Raw genomic sequence first — 16,032 nt, 5'->3', positions numbered from 1 at the left:
GCGCCGGGTTGTGAGACCCGGCGCCTTCGGGTAGGCTACCAGCCCTTTTTTGCTCAGGAGTCTGGCTGCCCATGTTTATCGGATTTGATTACGGTACCTCCAACTGTGCCGTCGCCGTGATGGAACAAGGCAGCCCCAGGCTGCTGAACCTGAGCGGTACCCACTACCTTCCCTCCACCCTGCATGCGCCCCACCGGGATGCCATCGCCGGCCTGCTGGCCGAAGGGCTGGCACCCGCCCAGCAGAGCGAGTACCTCAAGCTGCGTGGCCCCGTGGTAACCCGGGCCCAGGCGGTACGCCGCCAAATGCGCGAAGAGGGGCTGATCGACGAGCTCAGCTTTGGCGCCGCGGCGCTGGAGCGTTATCTGGAAGAGCCGGACGACGGCTACTACCTCAAGTCGCCGAAATCCTTCCTCGGCGCCTATGGCCTCAAGGCACCACAGATCGCCCTGTTCGAAGACATCGTCTGCGCCATGATGCTGCACGTGCGGCGCGAGGCGGAGCAGCAACTCGGCGCACCGATCCGCCGGGCCGTGGTCGGCCGCCCGGTCAACTTCCAGGGGCTGGCGGGGGAAGAGAGCAACCGCCAGGCCATCGCCATCCTGAGCGAGGCGGCCCGCCTCGCCGGGTTCGAACAGGTGGAGTTTCTCTATGAGCCGGTAGCGGCGGGCTTCGAATTCGAGGCCCGCCTGACCGAGGATGCGGTGGTGCTGGTGGTGGACATCGGCGGCGGCACCACCGACTGCTCGGTGCTGCGGATGGGCCCGAGCCACCGCGACCGGCTCGATCGCGATGGCGATCTGCTCGGCCACAGCGGCCAACGTATCGGCGGCAACGACTTCGACATCCGGCTGACGGTGGAGGGCATGATGCCGCTGCTCGGCATGCACGAGACCCTCAAGACCGGCAAACCGCTGCCCCACCCGCTGTTCTGGGACGCCGCCGCCATCAACGACGTCAGCGCCCAGAGCCGCTTCTACAGCCTGGAGACCGCCCGCCAGCTGCAGGATCTGCAACTCGACAGCCAGCCCGGCAGCAAGCTGGGCCGCCTCGCCAGTCTGCGTGCCCACAAGCTGAGCCACCAGCTGGTGTGGCGCGCCGAGCAGGGCAAGATCGCCCTCTCGACGCAGGAGTCCAATCACCAATCGCTGAGCGAGCTGGAAAAAGGGCTGGAGGCGGAGCTGACCCGCGAACAGCTGGCCAATGCCTCTGCCCTGCTGCTGGAGAAGATTGGCGAGCTGATGGATGAAGCCATCGCCGCCGCCGGAGTGCAACCGGATCGGGTCTTCATCACCGGCGGCAGCGCCCGCTCCCCGCTGATCCAGGCCTTCATCCGCCAGAAGCTGCCCCAGGTGCCGCTGGAAGGGGGCGATGACTTCGGCTCGGTCGCCTCCGGTCTGGCCCGTTACGCCGAGCGACTGTTTGGCAGCGGTCAACCTACCCCGATCTGACCCAACTGCAGCCAGGCATGGGGGCTGTGTTGCCATTTAACGACACAGGCCCCACCCACAGGGCGACAGAAGCAGTCGGGGGCACTCCCCCTCGCCCTGCCTGAAAGCACACACAGAGGGTATGCTTGTCACTCCCACTACCGGAGCCCTTTCATGCCCAGATTCTTGCTACTGCTGCTCGCCCTGCTTCTGCTCAGCGCCTGCAGCAGTACTCCCCGCTTCGCCTCGCAAGACCTGCAGCACCACCACTGGGTGCTCGACAAGCTGAATGGCCAGCCCGTTGCCGCGCCGCGAGACAACCCACCCGATTTCGAGATAGGTGAGCACTTCACCGTCAACGGCATCGCCGGTTGCAACCGCTACTTCGGTCAGGGCCACCTCGAGGGGAACAAGTTCTGGGTGACCAGTCTGGGCAGCACCGAGATGGCCTGTCTGGCCCCGCTCGATGCGGTGGAGCAGGCGGTGCTGACCACCCTCACCGAAGGTGCCACCCTGGATGGCACCACCCAGACCCTGATCCTGCAGGGCAAACGGCATCGTTTGGAATACACCCTGCGCGACTGGGTGCTCTAGGGCTCACAAACCGGCATCACAAACAGGAACATGTGCCCCGCCTGTGGCACAATATGAGGCAGTGCTCGCAATGGAGGCTGCCTCAGCCATGTCGATGGACCGTCTGTTTGACAAGATCAAGCAACTCCCCACTATCCCGCAACTGCTGCATGAGTTGATGCAGAGCTTCAGCGATGAAAATGCCCGCATCGACGAGATCGCGGCCAAGATCGCCATGGACCAGGTGATCAGCGTCAAGGTGCTGCGAATGGCCAACTCGGCCGCCCTGCGCCGCGGCAACGAAGTCACCTCCATCGAACAGGCGGTGATCCGCCTCGGTTTCAACCGGCTGCGCTCTGTGGTGGTCGCCTCCGGCATCATCGGCAGCTTCAAGGCGCCTCCCAGCTTCGACAAGAACAAGTTCTGGACCGAGACCTTCCAGGTCGCCACCATCGCCAAGACCCTGGCCCAGGAGGCCAAGGTGCTCGACCCAGAAACCGCCTTTACCTGCGCCCTCATCCACAACATCGGCGAACTGCTGATCCAGAGCACCTTGCCGGAAGAGGCCGAGCTCATCAGTCTGGCGATCCAGAAGGGGAGCAGCCGGGTCGAGGCCCAGCGCGAGATGCTGGGTTACGACTACGCCCAGCTCGGCGCCGAGCTGGCACGGCGCTGGAACCTCTCCGAGGCCTTCGTCGATGCCATCTCCCAGCAGCTGGATCCCCTCTCTCACGACCCGGTCAGCAAGGAGGCGGTGCTGATCCGCCTGGCGGTTTTCATCTCCTTCGCCTGGAACGCGGGGGTGCCGGCCCAGGCCATCATCGCCCGCTTCCCCAAGCCACTGGCCGACCAGCTGGGGCTGGATCCCAAGTCGCTCGCCGGCCAGCTCGAAACCTTGCATGAACAGGGCAATGCCCTCGCCGATCTTCTGACTCAATAAGCATCATGACCCATCCATTTCTGTTTCATCCCCAGGTGGCGCCCTGGTTCAAAGAGAGCGCTGATGCCCTGCAACTGACCCTGTTCAGCGAGCTGGATGCCCCGATCCGCGAGGTGTGGCTGCGCCATGAGCCGGACAACGAGGAGTACCTGATCCCGATGACGGCGGTCTCCACCCGCGACCGGCTGCAGGTATGGCAGGCGACCCTGCCGCTCATCAAGGGGCAGGACATTCACCTCTACTGCTTCAAGTGCCTCACCGATGAGGAGCAGTGGTGGCTGCACGGGGCCGGCGTCAGCGCCGCCATGCCGCCGCGCGAACAGCATTTTCGCTTCAACAGCCTGCACCAGCCGCCTGCCTGGGTGCAGGACCAGGTGTTCTACCAGATCTTCCCCGATCGCTTCTGCAACGGTGACCCGTCGCTCAGCGTCAAACATCACGAATACGAATACCGCGGCAAGGCTGTGATCAGCAAGGCGTGGGGCGAGCCGGTCAGCCGCCACGAAGAGGGCCACGGCGCCTGCGAATTCTACGGCGGCGACCTGGCGGGCATCGATGCCAAGCTGCACTACCTGCAATCTCTCGGGGTAACGGCGCTCTATCTCAACCCTATCTTCGATTCGCCGAGCAACCACAAGTACGACACTCAGGACTACTTCAAGGTGGATGCGCACCTCGGCAGCAACGCCCAGTTTGCCGAGCTGACCCGCAACCTGCACCAGCGCGGCATGAAGATCATCCTGGATGCGGTGGTCAACCATACCTCGACCGAGCACCCCTGGTTCTGCCCGCCGCTCGGCGCCCAGCGCAACCCGGACTCACCGTGGCGCAGCTTCTACACCTTTGACAACGAAGGGGATTACGTCAGCTGGAAGGGGATCCGCAGTTTGCCCAAGCTGGATTTCTCCAGCGAGCAGGTGCAGGACGCCGTCTACCGAGCCGACGACGCCATCCTGCGCTACTGGATGCGCGCCCCCTACCAGATCGACGGCTGGCGCTTCGACGTCATCCACATGCTGGGGGAACGTGGCACCGCCGAGGGCAACCGCGGCCACGTGCGCGCCATTCGCGGCGCGGTGAAGCAGGAGAACCCGGACGCCTACGTACTGGGCGAACACTTCTTCGAGGCGAGCCAGTGGCTGCAGGGGGATCAGGAGGACGGTGCCATGAACTACTACGGCTTCGCCCACCCGATCCGCGCCTTCCTGGCGGGGCAGGACATCGCCTACCACCCCATCAAGATCAGCGCCGAAGAGCTGGATCGCTGGCTCAAGCTGGCGCGGGCCCACATCCCGTTCAAGAACCAGCTGGCCCAGTTCAACCTGCTGGACAGCCACGATACTGCCCGCTTCCTCCACCTGCTGGGGGAAGACAAGCAGCGGATGCGGCTCGCGGCCACCCTGCTGCTCACCTACATCGGCGTGCCGTCCATCTACTACGGCGATGAAGTGGGGCTCTCTGGCGGCAATGACCCGGACTGCCGCCGTTGCTTCCCGTGGGAGACCACCGCCTGGGATCACGTGCTGCACGACCACTACCGCCGGTTGATCCAGATCCGCCGGCAGCGTCCGGCCCTGCGTCGCGGCGACATCCAGACCCTCTATGCCGGCCCGCACAGCTATGTGTTTGCCCGCACCCTGCAAAGCGATCAGGTAGTGGTGGCCTGCAACCGCCACCCCAGCGAGCCGCGCACCATCAGCCTGCCCCTGTGGCAGACCGCGAGCCCGGCCAGCCGCTTCACCGACGCCTTCAACGGCGATAAATTCGAAGTGGTGCAGGGCGAGGTGCAGCTCACCATCCCCGCCAACTCGGCCAGAGTGCTGCTCTCCAGCTAGGCGTCAAAAAAGCGGAACCCTGTGTTCCGCTTTTTGTTAAAGCCCCCGAGATCGCATAAAGTTGTTTGAGCTGGGTTGGATTTCTCTATGAATCATCTAGTTAGTTCACTCAGAGTGGAATAAAACTGGCATCATACAAGACCGCTTCCGACCCTTTTCGGCTAAACTGGCCCAAGGCACATAAATTGCTTGTCACTTGGCATCACTAGCGAGAATCCGTCATGTTCGACAATAAAACCCTATTGATTACCGGCGGCACTGGCTCGTTTGGCAAGATGCTGGTCAAGACAGTGCTGGAACGCTACAAGCCGAAACGGCTGATCATCTACTCCCGCGACGAGCTGAAACAGTTCGAGATGCAGCAGGTCTTCAACGCCCCCTGCATGCGCTACTTTATCGGTGACGTGCGGGACGCCAACCGGCTCACCATGGCGATGCGCGGGGTTGACTATGTGGTGCATGCGGCGGCGCTCAAACAGGTGCCGGCTGCCGAATACAACCCCATGGAGTGCATCAAGACCAATATCCACGGGGCCGAGAATGTCATCCAGGCCGCCCTGCTCAATCAGGTCAAGAAGGTGATCGCCCTCTCCACCGACAAGGCTGCCAACCCGATAAACTTGTACGGCGCCACCAAGCTGGCCTCCGACAAGCTGTTCGTCGCCGCCAATAACATCGCCGGCCAGGATCCAACCCGTTTTGCGGTGGTGCGCTACGGCAACGTGGTGGGATCGCGTGGTTCTGTGGTGCCCTTCTTCCAGAAACGAATCGATCAGGGCGCCACCACCCTCCCCATCACTCACACCGAGATGACCCGTTTCTGGATCACCCTGCAGCAGGGGGTGGACTTCGTGATGAACAACTTCCCGCGCATGAAGGGGGGTGAGATTTTCGTGCCCAAGCTGCCCTCGGTGCGGATCACCGACCTGGCTACCGCCATGGCCCCTCAGCTGGACCAGGAGATCATCGGCATCCGCCCGGGTGAAAAACTGCATGAAGTGATGTGCCCGTGTGACGACTCCTACCACACCTTCGAGTTCGACGACTTCTTCATCATCGGACCAACCATCAACTTCAACAATCGCAACAATGACTTCTCCGTCACCGCCTCAGGTGAAAAGGGAGCCATGGTGGCCCAGGGATTCGAGTACAACTCCCGTGACAACGAGGATTTCCTGACGGTTGAACAGCTGAAAGAGTTGAACAGCAAGGTGGTAATGGAATGATCCCGTACGGCAGACAGTCGATCAGCGAAGCGGATATCGAAGCCGTGGTCGAAGTATTGCGGTCCGATTTTCTGACCCAGGGGCCAGTGGTGCCGCGCTTCGAGCAGGCAGTGGCGGATTACTGCGGTGCCCGCTTCGGGGTGGCGGTCAACTCCGGAACTGCCGCCCTGCACATCGCCTGTCTGGCGCTGGGTGTCGGCCCAGGTGACTGGGTCTGGACCTCCCCCATCAGCTTTGTCGCCTCGGCCAACTGCGCTCTCTACTGCGGAGCACAGGCCGACTTCGTCGACATCGAGCCCGATACCGGCAACATGTGCGCCATGGAGCTGGAGCGCAAGCTGGTAGCAGCCAAGGCGCAAGGATGTCTGCCCAAGGTGGTCATCCCGGTACACTTCGCAGGCCTGCCCTGCGATATGCAGGAGATCCATCGCCTGGGACAAGAGTACGGCTTTCGGATCATCGAGGATGCCTGTCATGCTCTCGGTGCTCGCTATCACGGTGAACCCACCGGCAACTGCCGCTACAGCGATATCACCGTCTTCAGCTTCCATCCGGTGAAGATCATCACCACCGGCGAAGGCGGCATGGCGATGACCAATGACCCTGCGCTCGCCAAAACCATGAGCATGTTGCGCAGCCACGGCATCACCCGGGATCCGGCCGACTTCATCAATGAGCCAGATGGCCCCTGGTACTACGAGCAGCAAATGCTCGGTTTCAACTACCGGATGACCGACATCCAGGCTGTGTTGGGGCTAAGTCAGATGGCCAATCTTGAAGCCTGGATCGCCAAGCGTGGCGAAATTGCCCATCGTTACTTTGAAGCATTGGCCCCCGAACGTCTGCCCCGTTATTTCAGTGCAGAACGACGCAGCGCCTTCCACCTGTATGTACACCATGTAGCCCCCGAACAGCGCCGCAATCTGTTCCAGCGACTACGCGATCATGGTATCGGGGCCAACGTGCACTATATGCCCATCTACAAGCAGCCTTGGCACCAAGAAGGCCACCAGTCAGCCCTACCGATGGCAGAGGCGCACTATTACGGAGCCATCACTCTCCCGCTTTTCCCTCATTTAACGACAGCGGAACAACATCAGGTATTTACATTGGTAACTGCCGATGAATAGCAGTACATAAAAGAACAAGCAGGCTCTGAGCTTGCCGTCAAAAGGTCCAGATAGTCGATATACAGAGAGATAAAATGACGGATACAGCAATCTTGCCAGTTGTGATGGCTGGGGGGTCAGGTAGTCGGCTTTGGCCTCTTTCTCGTGAGTTATATCCAAAGCAGTTCATGCCGCTTTTGGGTGAGGCCTCAATGCTGCTGGATACTATTGGCAGGGTCAAAGAACTTGCCACTCACCCATTCACCGTGGTTTGCAATGAGGCCCATCGCTTTATTGTCGCGGAGCAGTTGCGGGAGGCCGGAATACAGAACCATATTCTGCTGGAGCCTTCAGCACGCAATACGGCCCCAGCTATCGCTGTGGCGGCTCTGCACGGTATGACGATCGCTGATGATCCCGTGTTGATGGTGCTGGCTGCAGACCACGCAATCAAGGAGCCGCACGCCTTCCGACAAGCCATAGAAGCCGCATACCCCTTTGCAGTCAATGGCAAACTGGTGACATTCGGCATCGTCCCCCAAACACCTGAAACCGGTTATGGCTACCTCAGAGCAGGGGAATCTCTTGGGGGGGGAGTTTCTCGCGTCGACGCCTTCATCGAGAAACCGGATCTGGACACGGCGAAACAGTATCTCTCCTCTGGAAAATACCTCTGGAATAGCGGCCTCTTTATGTTCAAGGCCAGCCGCTACCTTGAGGAACTTAAACTTTATCGCCCTGATATCCTGGCCGCTTGTGAAAAAGCGTTTAGCACCAGACAACATGATCTCGATTTTATCCGTGTCGGTAGCGCGGCTTTCGAGGAATCGCCCAGCGAGTCAGTGGATTATGCGGTGATGGAAAAAACGCAAGATGCCGTTGTCGTGCCCATGGATGCCGGATGGAGCGATGTGGGCTCTTGGTCCACCCTGTGGGAGGTGAACGAGAAAGACGGGCAAGGGAATGTCCTAGAAGGTGACATCTTGGCGCTTGACACAACAGACTGTTATATCAAAAGCAGTTACCGGCTAGTAACCACCATTGGATTGGACAAGCTAGTCATAGTGGAAACCAAGGATGCCATACTCGTTGCCGCACACGACAAGGTTCAAGAGGTCAAGACACTGACATCACATCTTAAAAGTATGAATCGCACAGAAACCGAACGTCATCGCGAGGTTTACCGCCCATGGGGCAAATATGATGCTATCGACAGCGGAGAGCGTTTCCACGTCAAACGCATCACCGTCAAGCCTGGTGCCAAGCTTTCTCTACAACTGCATCACCACAGGGCCGAACACTGGATAGTAGTCTCCGGAACAGCCAGGATGACACTGAATGGTGTCGAGCGTTACATCACGGAAAATGAGTCCGTCTATATCCCTATTGCAACCGTTCACTCGTTGGAAAACCCGGGTAAAGTCGACTTGGTACTTATCGAAGTTCAATCAGGCTCCTATTTGGGGGAAGACGACATTGTAAGGCTGGGAGAGCACTACCACAAAGATGGGAGCGAGCCATGCTGAGAACCAAGACGATTATCCAGCATAGTGGTTTGGGCTTTGGTACAAGCGGTGTCAGAGGGTTAGTCAACCAGTTGACAGCAGAAGTTTGCCAAGCATTTACGCATGCCTTCATTTCTGTCATGCGTGATCGCTTCACCTTTAAGCATGTAGCGTTGGGCATAGACAACAGACCCAGCAGCCTCGGCATGGCAGGCGCCTGCGCCGCCGCCCTGCAACAACTTGGCGTTGAGCCCCTCTTCTATGGGGTACTACCAACACCGGCCTTGGCATTACAAGCCATGCGTTGCCGCATTCCGGCCATCATGGTTACCGGTAGCCATATCCCACATGACCGAAATGGTCTCAAGTTCTATGGCCCTGGTGGAGAGATCACCAAAGCTGAAGAACGACAGATCCTAGAAGCGGATATAGTGTTCTCCAAGATAATGGCACAACCCACGCTGCAGCCCTCCACAGAGGCAGCAGAACGCTATACAGAGCGTTACTTGCATTTTTTCAACAAGAGTGCACTGGCACATAAACGGATCGGCATTTACGAACACAGCAGTGCCGGGCGAGATATTTACCCGTCGATTTTCCAAGCATTGGGAGCAACAGTTATACGATTGGGGCGGAGTGACGACTTTATTCCCATCGATACCGAAGCATTGAGCACTGAGGATGAACAGAGAGCCCTATCTTGGACTCAACAATATAGCCTGGATGCTCTATTCTCGACCGATGGTGATGGGGATAGACCTATGCTCGCCGATGAACAGGGGCATTGGCTCAAAGGGGATATTCTCGGACTACTCTGTTGCCAATACCTAGGCATACAAAGCGTGGCCATGCCACTTAACTGCAATAGTGCCGTTGAACGATCGGAAATTGTCACACAAGTCATACGCACTCGGATTGGATCTCCTTATGTATTGGAAGCGATGGGGGCCCTCGCAGGCAAAGTAGCCGGTTTTGAAGCAAATGGAGGCTTCATGTTAGGCAGTCGCATTGATCATGAAGGGCGGCATCTTTCGGCCCTCCCCACTCGTGATGCCCTGCTACCAGCATTGGCTGCATTGATCCAGGCAAAAGAAAAAGGGCTTGCTGCCATCTTGGCCACACTACCAAACCGCTTTACTCATAGCGACCGGATCAAGGTTAATCCGACGGACTTGATGCAAAAAGCCAGCAATGAGCCCACTTGGCTTCTTCAGTTACTGGGGCTGGCAACAGATGCGTATCTTGATATAGATCTGACTGATGGAATAAGAATCCAGCTTACGGGTAACAATATCTTACACTTGCGAGCTTCCGCCAATGCGCCGGAACTTCGCTGTTATGCAGAGGCTAATACCCAAGCTCAAGCCATAACATTAGTAAATAACAACCTGAAGCTTATTAAACGACTGATCGATATGGAGTAGAAATATATTTTCTCAACAAGTCTTAAGTAATTGATGACTTCGTTGATGACTTTCTAAATTTTTCGACCATAGCTTCACATTAATTTATATTATCATCAGATTTCAGACAGGGCAAAGGATCATGAATAACATTTTTGACTTTTTGTTAGCTGAAGACCTAATCTCACCAAACAGAAGTATAATTATAAGTCCAGCGTGCAGAGACCTGAATATAGCCGTATACAAAGATACATTAACTGGCATAATCTATTTAGACCCTGCTTATGCCGGAAAAGCAGCACATTATTATACACAGAAAAACTCGATGGGATGTGGAAGGTATCGCAGTGAAGTGGACTTGCTTGATGCAGAAAGAAGAACGAAAGTTTTATCCTCTCTGATACCTGGACGTCGCTGGCTAGACTTTGGATGTGGCCCTGGTTACCAGTTACGCAAAGATGCTCATCTTTGTTTGTCTGCAATAGGTATAGAGATAAATGAAGGAGATAGGGATCAACTCCGGCAGGATGGCTTCCATATCGAGTCATCTTTGGAACAAGTTACTAATTTTCAGCCTGAAGTGATTAGTCTCTTTCATGTTTTAGAACATCTGCTTTCCCCTCAAGATATATTGGAAGAACTAAAATCGATAGCATCCAAAGGCTGCCAACTAATCATTGAGGTTCCGCACGCCAAGGATTGGTTGTTGTTGAATGGCCCTGAAGAATATCGTCAATTTACTTTCTGGTCAGAGCATCTTGTCTTACATACAAGGGCATCGTTACACCGATTACTTGAAAAAAGTGGTTGGACAGTACAATCGGAAGTAGCTGTACAGCGTTATCCCATATGGAATCACCTGTATTGGCTGACTGATAAAAAACCCTCTGGGATGGGCAATACGATAATGGATGAATCGGCACGTATACTGCATGAGGCTTATGGTAATTATAATGCCATAAGAAATTGTACTGACACTTTATTGTTTATTGCTCGTTGTTAAGCTTCAGGAAGAAGATAAATGAAATTCACTGCACTTATCCCTGCAAGGGGAGGCTCAAAAGGTGTCATTGATAAAAACATCAGACCTATCATGGGGGCGCCACTCATCAGTTGGAGCATCCGTCAAGCCTTGGCTTGCAACCAGATTAGTCGAGTGATTGTTTCTACTGATTCAGTACACATCGCCAATGTCGCCCAGAGTTGGGGAGCTGAAGTACCAGAACTCAGACCCTCTGAGCTTGCTCAAGATCACACTTCAACTGAAGAAGTCATGCTCCATGCCATGGAGCATTGGTTAGACGCTGATGATGATGAAGTTGTCGTGCTGCTTCAGCCTACCTCACCTTTACGCATGCCGGAAAGCATTGCCAACGCCATAGATCAGTTCTGCCGCGAACGAGCTGATTCACTCGTATCCGTTTGCGAGAGTCATGCTTTTTTCTGGAAATCTCCTTCTTCACCTAGAGCGCTTTACGATTATGAGAATCGCCCCAGAAGGCAGGATATTCGAGAAGCAGATCGTCAGTATCGTGAAAATGGGTCCATATATCTTACTAAAATCCCCTTGCTAAGAGCGAAGAAAAATCGTCTTGGGGGTAAAATAGCTATGTACTCTATGCAAGAATATGAGTCTTGGGAAATAGACTCTCTAACTGACTTTGCTATTGTAGAAACTCTGATGCGGGAATATCTTTAATGATCATTGATAGAAATGTTACTCGTTATGTTGTTTTCAGCGATGAAACCATAATGCATGCATTACAAAAAATGAGTCTGAACAAGAGTGGTATCGTTTTTGTTTTGACTCAAAATGGTGTTCTCGAAGGAGTAATGACAGATGGTGACTTAAGACGCTGGTTACTAGAGGAAACTAACTTCGACTTGTCCTTACCAGTTGCCATAGTTAGCAACCATAATTTTACGAGTGCAGACATAGAAAGTCCTCACGAGAGTATTTCCGCTCTGTTTTCAAGTCGAATTAAATATCTCCCTCTACTCGATAGACAACATCGCTTGATGGCAGTTGCTACACAACACAACCAGCCAATCCAGATAGATAATTTCGTAATAGCAGAAGAAAGTCCGACCTTTATAATAGCCGAGATTGGCAACAACCATAACGGTGACATTGTATTGGCAAAAAAACTGGTAGACTTGGCTGTTGCTAGTGGGGCCAATTGTGCCAAGTTTCAAATGCGCCATTTAGCTTCCATGTATCGTCAAAATACACCCCAAAAAACGGCTGGAGAAGATCTCGGATCAGAGTATACGCTTCAGTTGCTAGAGCGCTTCCAGCTGACTACTAAGGAACTGATTGAAGTATTCGATTACTGCAAAGAGAAAGGCATTATCCCTCTCTGCACACCTTGGGATGCAACCAGCCTTGATGAATTGGAAAACTATGGCATGCCGGCGTACAAAGTAGCCTCAGCAGACCTGACAAATCATGAATTCCTAGAAAAACTGATCCTTACACGTAAACCACTGATTTGTTCTACTGGTATGTCCAGTGAGCAAGAAATAAAAAATGCTATTGCTCTCTTTCAGAGAAATGGTACCCAATTCATAATTTTACATTGCAACTCGACTTACCCTGCGCCCTTCAAAGACATCAATCTAAAATACATAAGTCGCTTACAGGAACTCATTCAAAGTGGCCATGTTGGTTATTCTGGTCATGAACGTGGAATGTCGGTCGCTATGGCAGCAGTTAGTTTGGGAGCAAAGGTTATTGAAAAACACTTCACTCTGGACAGGAATATGGAAGGCAATGACCATCGAGTCAGTTTGCTGCCAGATGAATTCACTATGATGGTTCAGGGGATTCGTGAAATAGAGCTCGCTATGGGACATCGCAAAGCTAGAGAAGTCACTCAGGGAGAAATGATGAATCGAGAAGTGCTTGGAAAGAGTCTAATATGTACCAGGGATCTAAAAATTGGAGAAATTATCACGTCGAACGCTGTAGACATACGTAGTCCCGGAAAAGGATTGCCTCCATATGAAAAAAATAAACTCATAGGTATGGTTGCTCGACGAGATATCGCTGTTGGTGATTTCTTCTATCCATCTGATCTTAATGAAAAGACCACACATGCTCGTCAATATTCATTCAATCGTCCTTTTGGTATCCCAGTCCGCTACCATGACCTGAAAGATATGCTTGGGAAGACTAATCTAGATTTAGTTGAGTTTCACCTTAGCTACAAGGACCTAGATCTTGATCCTGCAGATTATTTAGCATCTGAAGGCTATGACCTTGATGTAATAGTACATAGTCCTGAGTTATTTTATGGCGACCATATAATGGATCTCTGTTCAGAAGATAAAATATATCGTGAACACTCTATTAAAGAAATGCAAAGGGTTATTGATAAAACTCGTCAGATAGCCTCTTACTTTCATCGCGCGACTAAACCTCTAATCATCATCAATGCAGGTGGATTCACTTTAGATAGTTTCATGCCACGTTCAGAGCGCGAGGTTAAATATAAGCTAATCGCGGAAGCTATAAAAAAGCTTGACAGCCAAGGGGTCGAAATTATTCCTCAGACAATGCCTCCTTATCCATGGCATTTTGGTGGGCAACGCTATCACAATCTATTCATGGAGGCCGACGAGATTTCTGACTTCTGTGAAAGACAGGGGATGAGAGTATGTTTGGATATATCACATTCAAAACTTGCCTGTAACCTGAATAAGGATTCCTTTGCAAGATTTATTCGACAAATAGCTCCATATACGGCTCACTTGCACCTTGTTGATGCTAAGGATGTTGATGGCGAAGGGCTGCAAATCGGTGAGGGAGAGATAGACTTTGACGAAGTCTCTGAATTATTGAAGCAACACGCACCAACAGCATCCTTTATTCCTGAAATATGGCAAGGGCACAAAAATAACGGCGAAGGATTCTGGATAGCACTAGAGAGACTCGAGCAATTTAAGCTTTAATGAGGCGGTAGCTATATTACTTTCCAGCGAAACATAACAAAAATCATCTTTTTTGATATACCATAGTTTATCAAAATCTGATCATTATCCTAATTGCTATAGTATGAAAAAAATAGATCTGGGTTCTTAATGAGCCCAGCATTTTCTTGAATCTGCTCATCATCCCAATCCCACCAACATATTCTTTTCAATATTGAAATTTGTTCCTTATTAAAGCGTTGACGAATAACTTTAGCCGGGACTCCCACCACGATGGCATAGTCAGGTACATCACGAGTCACTACAGCACCAGCCCCGACCACAGCACCATCGCCAATTGTCACCCCAGGTAATATAATTGCATTAGCACCAATCCATACATCATTGCCAATCGTAATCTTTTGATTGGAAGACATGTTATACAAATCCAATAGGTCGTCATTCTCCCAGATACCAGGAACACCTTCATAACCTAGAATATCATGTTTGGATATATAGAGTAGGGGATGGGATGTAATACAATCGAGAGGGTGATTGAACTCGCCGATTTTAACTGACTCATTAATGGAACAGAAAGCACCAATGCTTTCAAGTAATGAACCTTTGAAACAATGGCGTTCATAGCCGTATGTATACTTTCCAACCTCAACGCCATTGATACTACGTTTTGAGGTTGTCGATACATCTACATTTTTAAAGACCTGAATGAAGTGTTCCCCCTCCTTTAAGCCAATATCACGCAAATATTGGCTTATTTCTATAAAAAACGAACTAACAATTACTATAAAAGCCTCATTAATGGGCTGTGAATAACTATCCGGAGTAACAACTTCTTTGCCAAGAAAGCATTCTTTCTCAGGACGTGAAGTCATAAAAAAAGTCACTTGTGAATACAACCAAGAATTTTTATTAATAAAATCCTCTGCCGCAGACCCAGTACCATAGATGATTAAATTTCTACCACGAGAGAGTTTATCTTCAATCATAAGGCGATGTAACATTAGCATAAAGGCTTTCCTTATAGAAAAAAATCTGCCTTCTTATTAACAAAACAATCTAACTCACCAGACGTTATATTGTATACCTTCTGCCCTCTTCTTTCGGCAAGTCGACGAATATAACCATACTCTAACTTTTGTCGTTCAATAGTTTCTCGCAGTCCATGAAAACCCAATTCCTTATATGCATCGAGTGATATTTTATCATCCACCGAAGTATGTTGGTAAACATGCGGAATAACCTTTCCAGACAATATATCCTCCTTAGTAAAAGCCCACCAAGTATGATCAAATCCAACCAAACAAATTTCTTCATATCCAAGATAAAGGGCCAGTAGTATCGCAGGACATAATACATTCTGAGCACAATGCTGCATTTTCGCACTAAAGTCACAGCTTATTATCTCATCTGTAGCAAGCCCAGATGACATATCATAGAAATAGAGGTTATCCATTTCCGCTTTTTGCCTGTCAAAATAATGTAAAGCATCAGCATTGACTACTAATCTGGTATCAGGAAGTTTAGTCGACAGCACGTTCATTATTGGTTCTAGTAATAAATCACTTTTCAACCAAAAGAGAGGGTCTGCCAATATCCAGAATTGAGGTAATAATTTAACAATCTCATGGCTTTTATAGGCATGATTAACCGCAATACAGTCAAACTGGGCTAACTTGCTTAAATTTATAGTTTTCAGTGAAGGTCCATTGCCAATGATAAAACAACGATCAGTTTTTCGCTTATCTTTAAGTTGCTTATTCTTGTTCAACACATGGCTAGAAATAATACTATCATATGTACTATAATCCATGATGGTGTGTTTAACACCCAACTCACTTAGTTGGCACTGGAGCTCTGTCACATAAGATGACGTAATGATTATCTTACTATCACTTTGCAAATATTCATTTATATTAGTGACCAGATCAATCGTTATACCATTAAACAAGCGACCACTTTTCTTTGGATCATTATCCAAAATAACTCTAGGGACTGTATCACCATAAATACGAACCCATTTATTAAAAAGCTTTTCAGCCAAGCTTGAAGCACCAATCCACACAACACTCATAAAAAAC

At 51.8% G+C, this 16,032-nt stretch carries 13 protein-coding genes; 11 read left to right on the top strand and 2 right to left on the bottom strand.

All coding sequences use genetic code 11. From position 1 onward, the window contains the following. Positions 1-71 precede the first annotated feature (71 nt). From yegD to PG881_RS09980, 11 genes are all read left to right on the top strand, one after another. Positions 72-1,451, top strand: a complete 1,380-nt coding sequence (gene yegD / locus PG881_RS10030; RefSeq protein ID WP_270799727.1) for a molecular chaperone — start codon at positions 72-74, stop codon at positions 1,449-1,451. 153 nt (positions 1,452-1,604) lie between these two features. Next, positions 1,605-2,024 (top strand): META domain-containing protein, encoded by a 420-nt coding sequence (locus tag PG881_RS10025; RefSeq protein WP_270799725.1) that lies wholly within the window; start codon positions 1,605-1,607, stop codon positions 2,022-2,024. 70 nt (positions 2,025-2,094) lie between these two features. Then, entirely contained in the window at positions 2,095-2,943 is an 849-nt protein-coding gene (locus PG881_RS10020; protein WP_017409738.1) for an HDOD domain-containing protein, read from the top strand. A 5-nt stretch (positions 2,944-2,948) separates the two neighbouring features. Then, positions 2,949-4,778 (top strand): maltodextrin glucosidase, encoded by a 1,830-nt coding sequence (gene malZ, locus PG881_RS10015; RefSeq protein ID WP_139705013.1) that lies wholly within the window; start codon positions 2,949-2,951, stop codon positions 4,776-4,778. Positions 4,779-4,999: 221 nt separating this feature from the next. Further along, positions 5,000-6,004, top strand: coding sequence for a UDP-N-acetylglucosamine 4,6-dehydratase (inverting) (gene pseB, locus PG881_RS10010; RefSeq protein ID WP_024945564.1), 1,005 nt, complete (start codon positions 5,000-5,002; stop codon positions 6,002-6,004). After that, on the top strand, positions 6,001-7,134 hold the full coding sequence (gene pseC, locus PG881_RS10005; RefSeq protein WP_106551504.1) for a UDP-4-amino-4,6-dideoxy-N-acetyl-beta-L-altrosamine transaminase: 1,134 nt from the start codon (positions 6,001-6,003) through the stop codon (positions 7,132-7,134). The genes pseB and pseC overlap by 4 nt, the downstream gene beginning before the upstream one ends. Before the next feature lie 74 nt (positions 7,135-7,208). Then, positions 7,209-8,639, top strand: coding sequence for a mannose-1-phosphate guanylyltransferase/mannose-6-phosphate isomerase (locus PG881_RS10000; protein WP_106551503.1), 1,431 nt, complete (start codon positions 7,209-7,211; stop codon positions 8,637-8,639). Further along, positions 8,633-10,042, top strand: coding sequence for a phosphomannomutase (locus PG881_RS09995; RefSeq protein WP_106551502.1), 1,410 nt, complete (start codon positions 8,633-8,635; stop codon positions 10,040-10,042). Before PG881_RS10000 ends, PG881_RS09995 begins: the two co-directional genes overlap by 7 nt. Positions 10,043-10,163: 121 nt before the next feature. Then, positions 10,164-11,024 (top strand): class I SAM-dependent methyltransferase, encoded by an 861-nt coding sequence (locus PG881_RS09990; protein WP_106551501.1) that lies wholly within the window; start codon positions 10,164-10,166, stop codon positions 11,022-11,024. Between the two features lie 18 nt (positions 11,025-11,042). Further along, on the top strand, positions 11,043-11,720 hold the full coding sequence (locus PG881_RS09985; protein WP_106551500.1) for an acylneuraminate cytidylyltransferase family protein: 678 nt from the start codon (positions 11,043-11,045) through the stop codon (positions 11,718-11,720). Continuing rightward, entirely contained in the window at positions 11,720-13,975 is a 2,256-nt protein-coding gene (locus PG881_RS09980; RefSeq protein ID WP_270799712.1) for an N-acetylneuraminate synthase family protein, read from the top strand. Before PG881_RS09985 ends, PG881_RS09980 begins: the two co-directional genes overlap by 1 nt. A gap of 89 nt (positions 13,976-14,064) precedes the next feature. Here the strand turns inward: PG881_RS09980 and PG881_RS09975 are convergent, their stop codons facing one another. Together PG881_RS09975 and PG881_RS09970 are read right to left on the bottom strand one after the other, a co-directional pair. Beyond that, positions 14,065-14,961 (bottom strand): CatB-related O-acetyltransferase, encoded by an 897-nt coding sequence (locus tag PG881_RS09975; protein ID WP_270799711.1) that lies wholly within the window; start codon positions 14,959-14,961, stop codon positions 14,065-14,067. Between the two features lie 11 nt (positions 14,962-14,972). Next, a complete protein-coding gene (locus tag PG881_RS09970; protein ID WP_139705015.1) occupies positions 14,973-16,025 on the bottom strand; it encodes a hypothetical protein in 1,053 nt (350 codons plus the stop codon). Positions 16,026-16,032: the final 7 nt, after the last annotated feature.

It is taken from the genome of Aeromonas sp. QDB54, assembly GCF_027707385.1.
Classification (GTDB): domain Bacteria; phylum Pseudomonadota; class Gammaproteobacteria; order Enterobacterales; family Aeromonadaceae; genus Aeromonas; species Aeromonas hydrophila.
Note: the sequence above shows the minus strand (reverse complement) of the source record. Positions and strands in the feature narration are given on the sequence as shown.

Bases quoted from the DNA above. Each gene is read 5' to 3' on its own strand.
- PG881_RS09980 (WP_270799712.1), top strand. From the start codon at position 11,720: ATGATCATTGATAGAAATGTTACTCGTTATGTTGTTTTCAGCGATGAA.
- PG881_RS09995 (WP_106551502.1), top strand. From the start codon at position 8,633: ATGCTGAGAACCAAGACGATTATCCAGCATAGTGGTTTGGGCTTTGGT.
- pseC (WP_106551504.1), top strand. From the start codon at position 6,001: ATGATCCCGTACGGCAGACAGTCGATCAGCGAAGCGGATATCGAAGCC.
- PG881_RS10020 (WP_017409738.1), top strand. From the start codon at position 2,095: ATGGAGGCTGCCTCAGCCATGTCGATGGACCGTCTGTTTGACAAGATC.
- PG881_RS09985 (WP_106551500.1), top strand. From the start codon at position 11,043: ATGAAATTCACTGCACTTATCCCTGCAAGGGGAGGCTCAAAAGGTGTC.
- PG881_RS09970 (WP_139705015.1), bottom strand. From the start codon at position 16,025: ATGAGTGTTGTGTGGATTGGTGCTTCAAGCTTGGCTGAAAAGCTTTTT.
- PG881_RS09990 (WP_106551501.1), top strand. From the start codon at position 10,164: ATGAATAACATTTTTGACTTTTTGTTAGCTGAAGACCTAATCTCACCA.
- PG881_RS10000 (WP_106551503.1), top strand. From the start codon at position 7,209: ATGACGGATACAGCAATCTTGCCAGTTGTGATGGCTGGGGGGTCAGGT.
- yegD (WP_270799727.1), top strand. From the start codon at position 72: ATGTTTATCGGATTTGATTACGGTACCTCCAACTGTGCCGTCGCCGTG.
- malZ (WP_139705013.1), top strand. From the start codon at position 2,949: ATGACCCATCCATTTCTGTTTCATCCCCAGGTGGCGCCCTGGTTCAAA.
- PG881_RS10025 (WP_270799725.1), top strand. From the start codon at position 1,605: ATGCCCAGATTCTTGCTACTGCTGCTCGCCCTGCTTCTGCTCAGCGCC.
- PG881_RS09975 (WP_270799711.1), bottom strand. From the start codon at position 14,961: ATGCTAATGTTACATCGCCTTATGATTGAAGATAAACTCTCTCGTGGT.
- pseB (WP_024945564.1), top strand. From the start codon at position 5,000: ATGTTCGACAATAAAACCCTATTGATTACCGGCGGCACTGGCTCGTTT.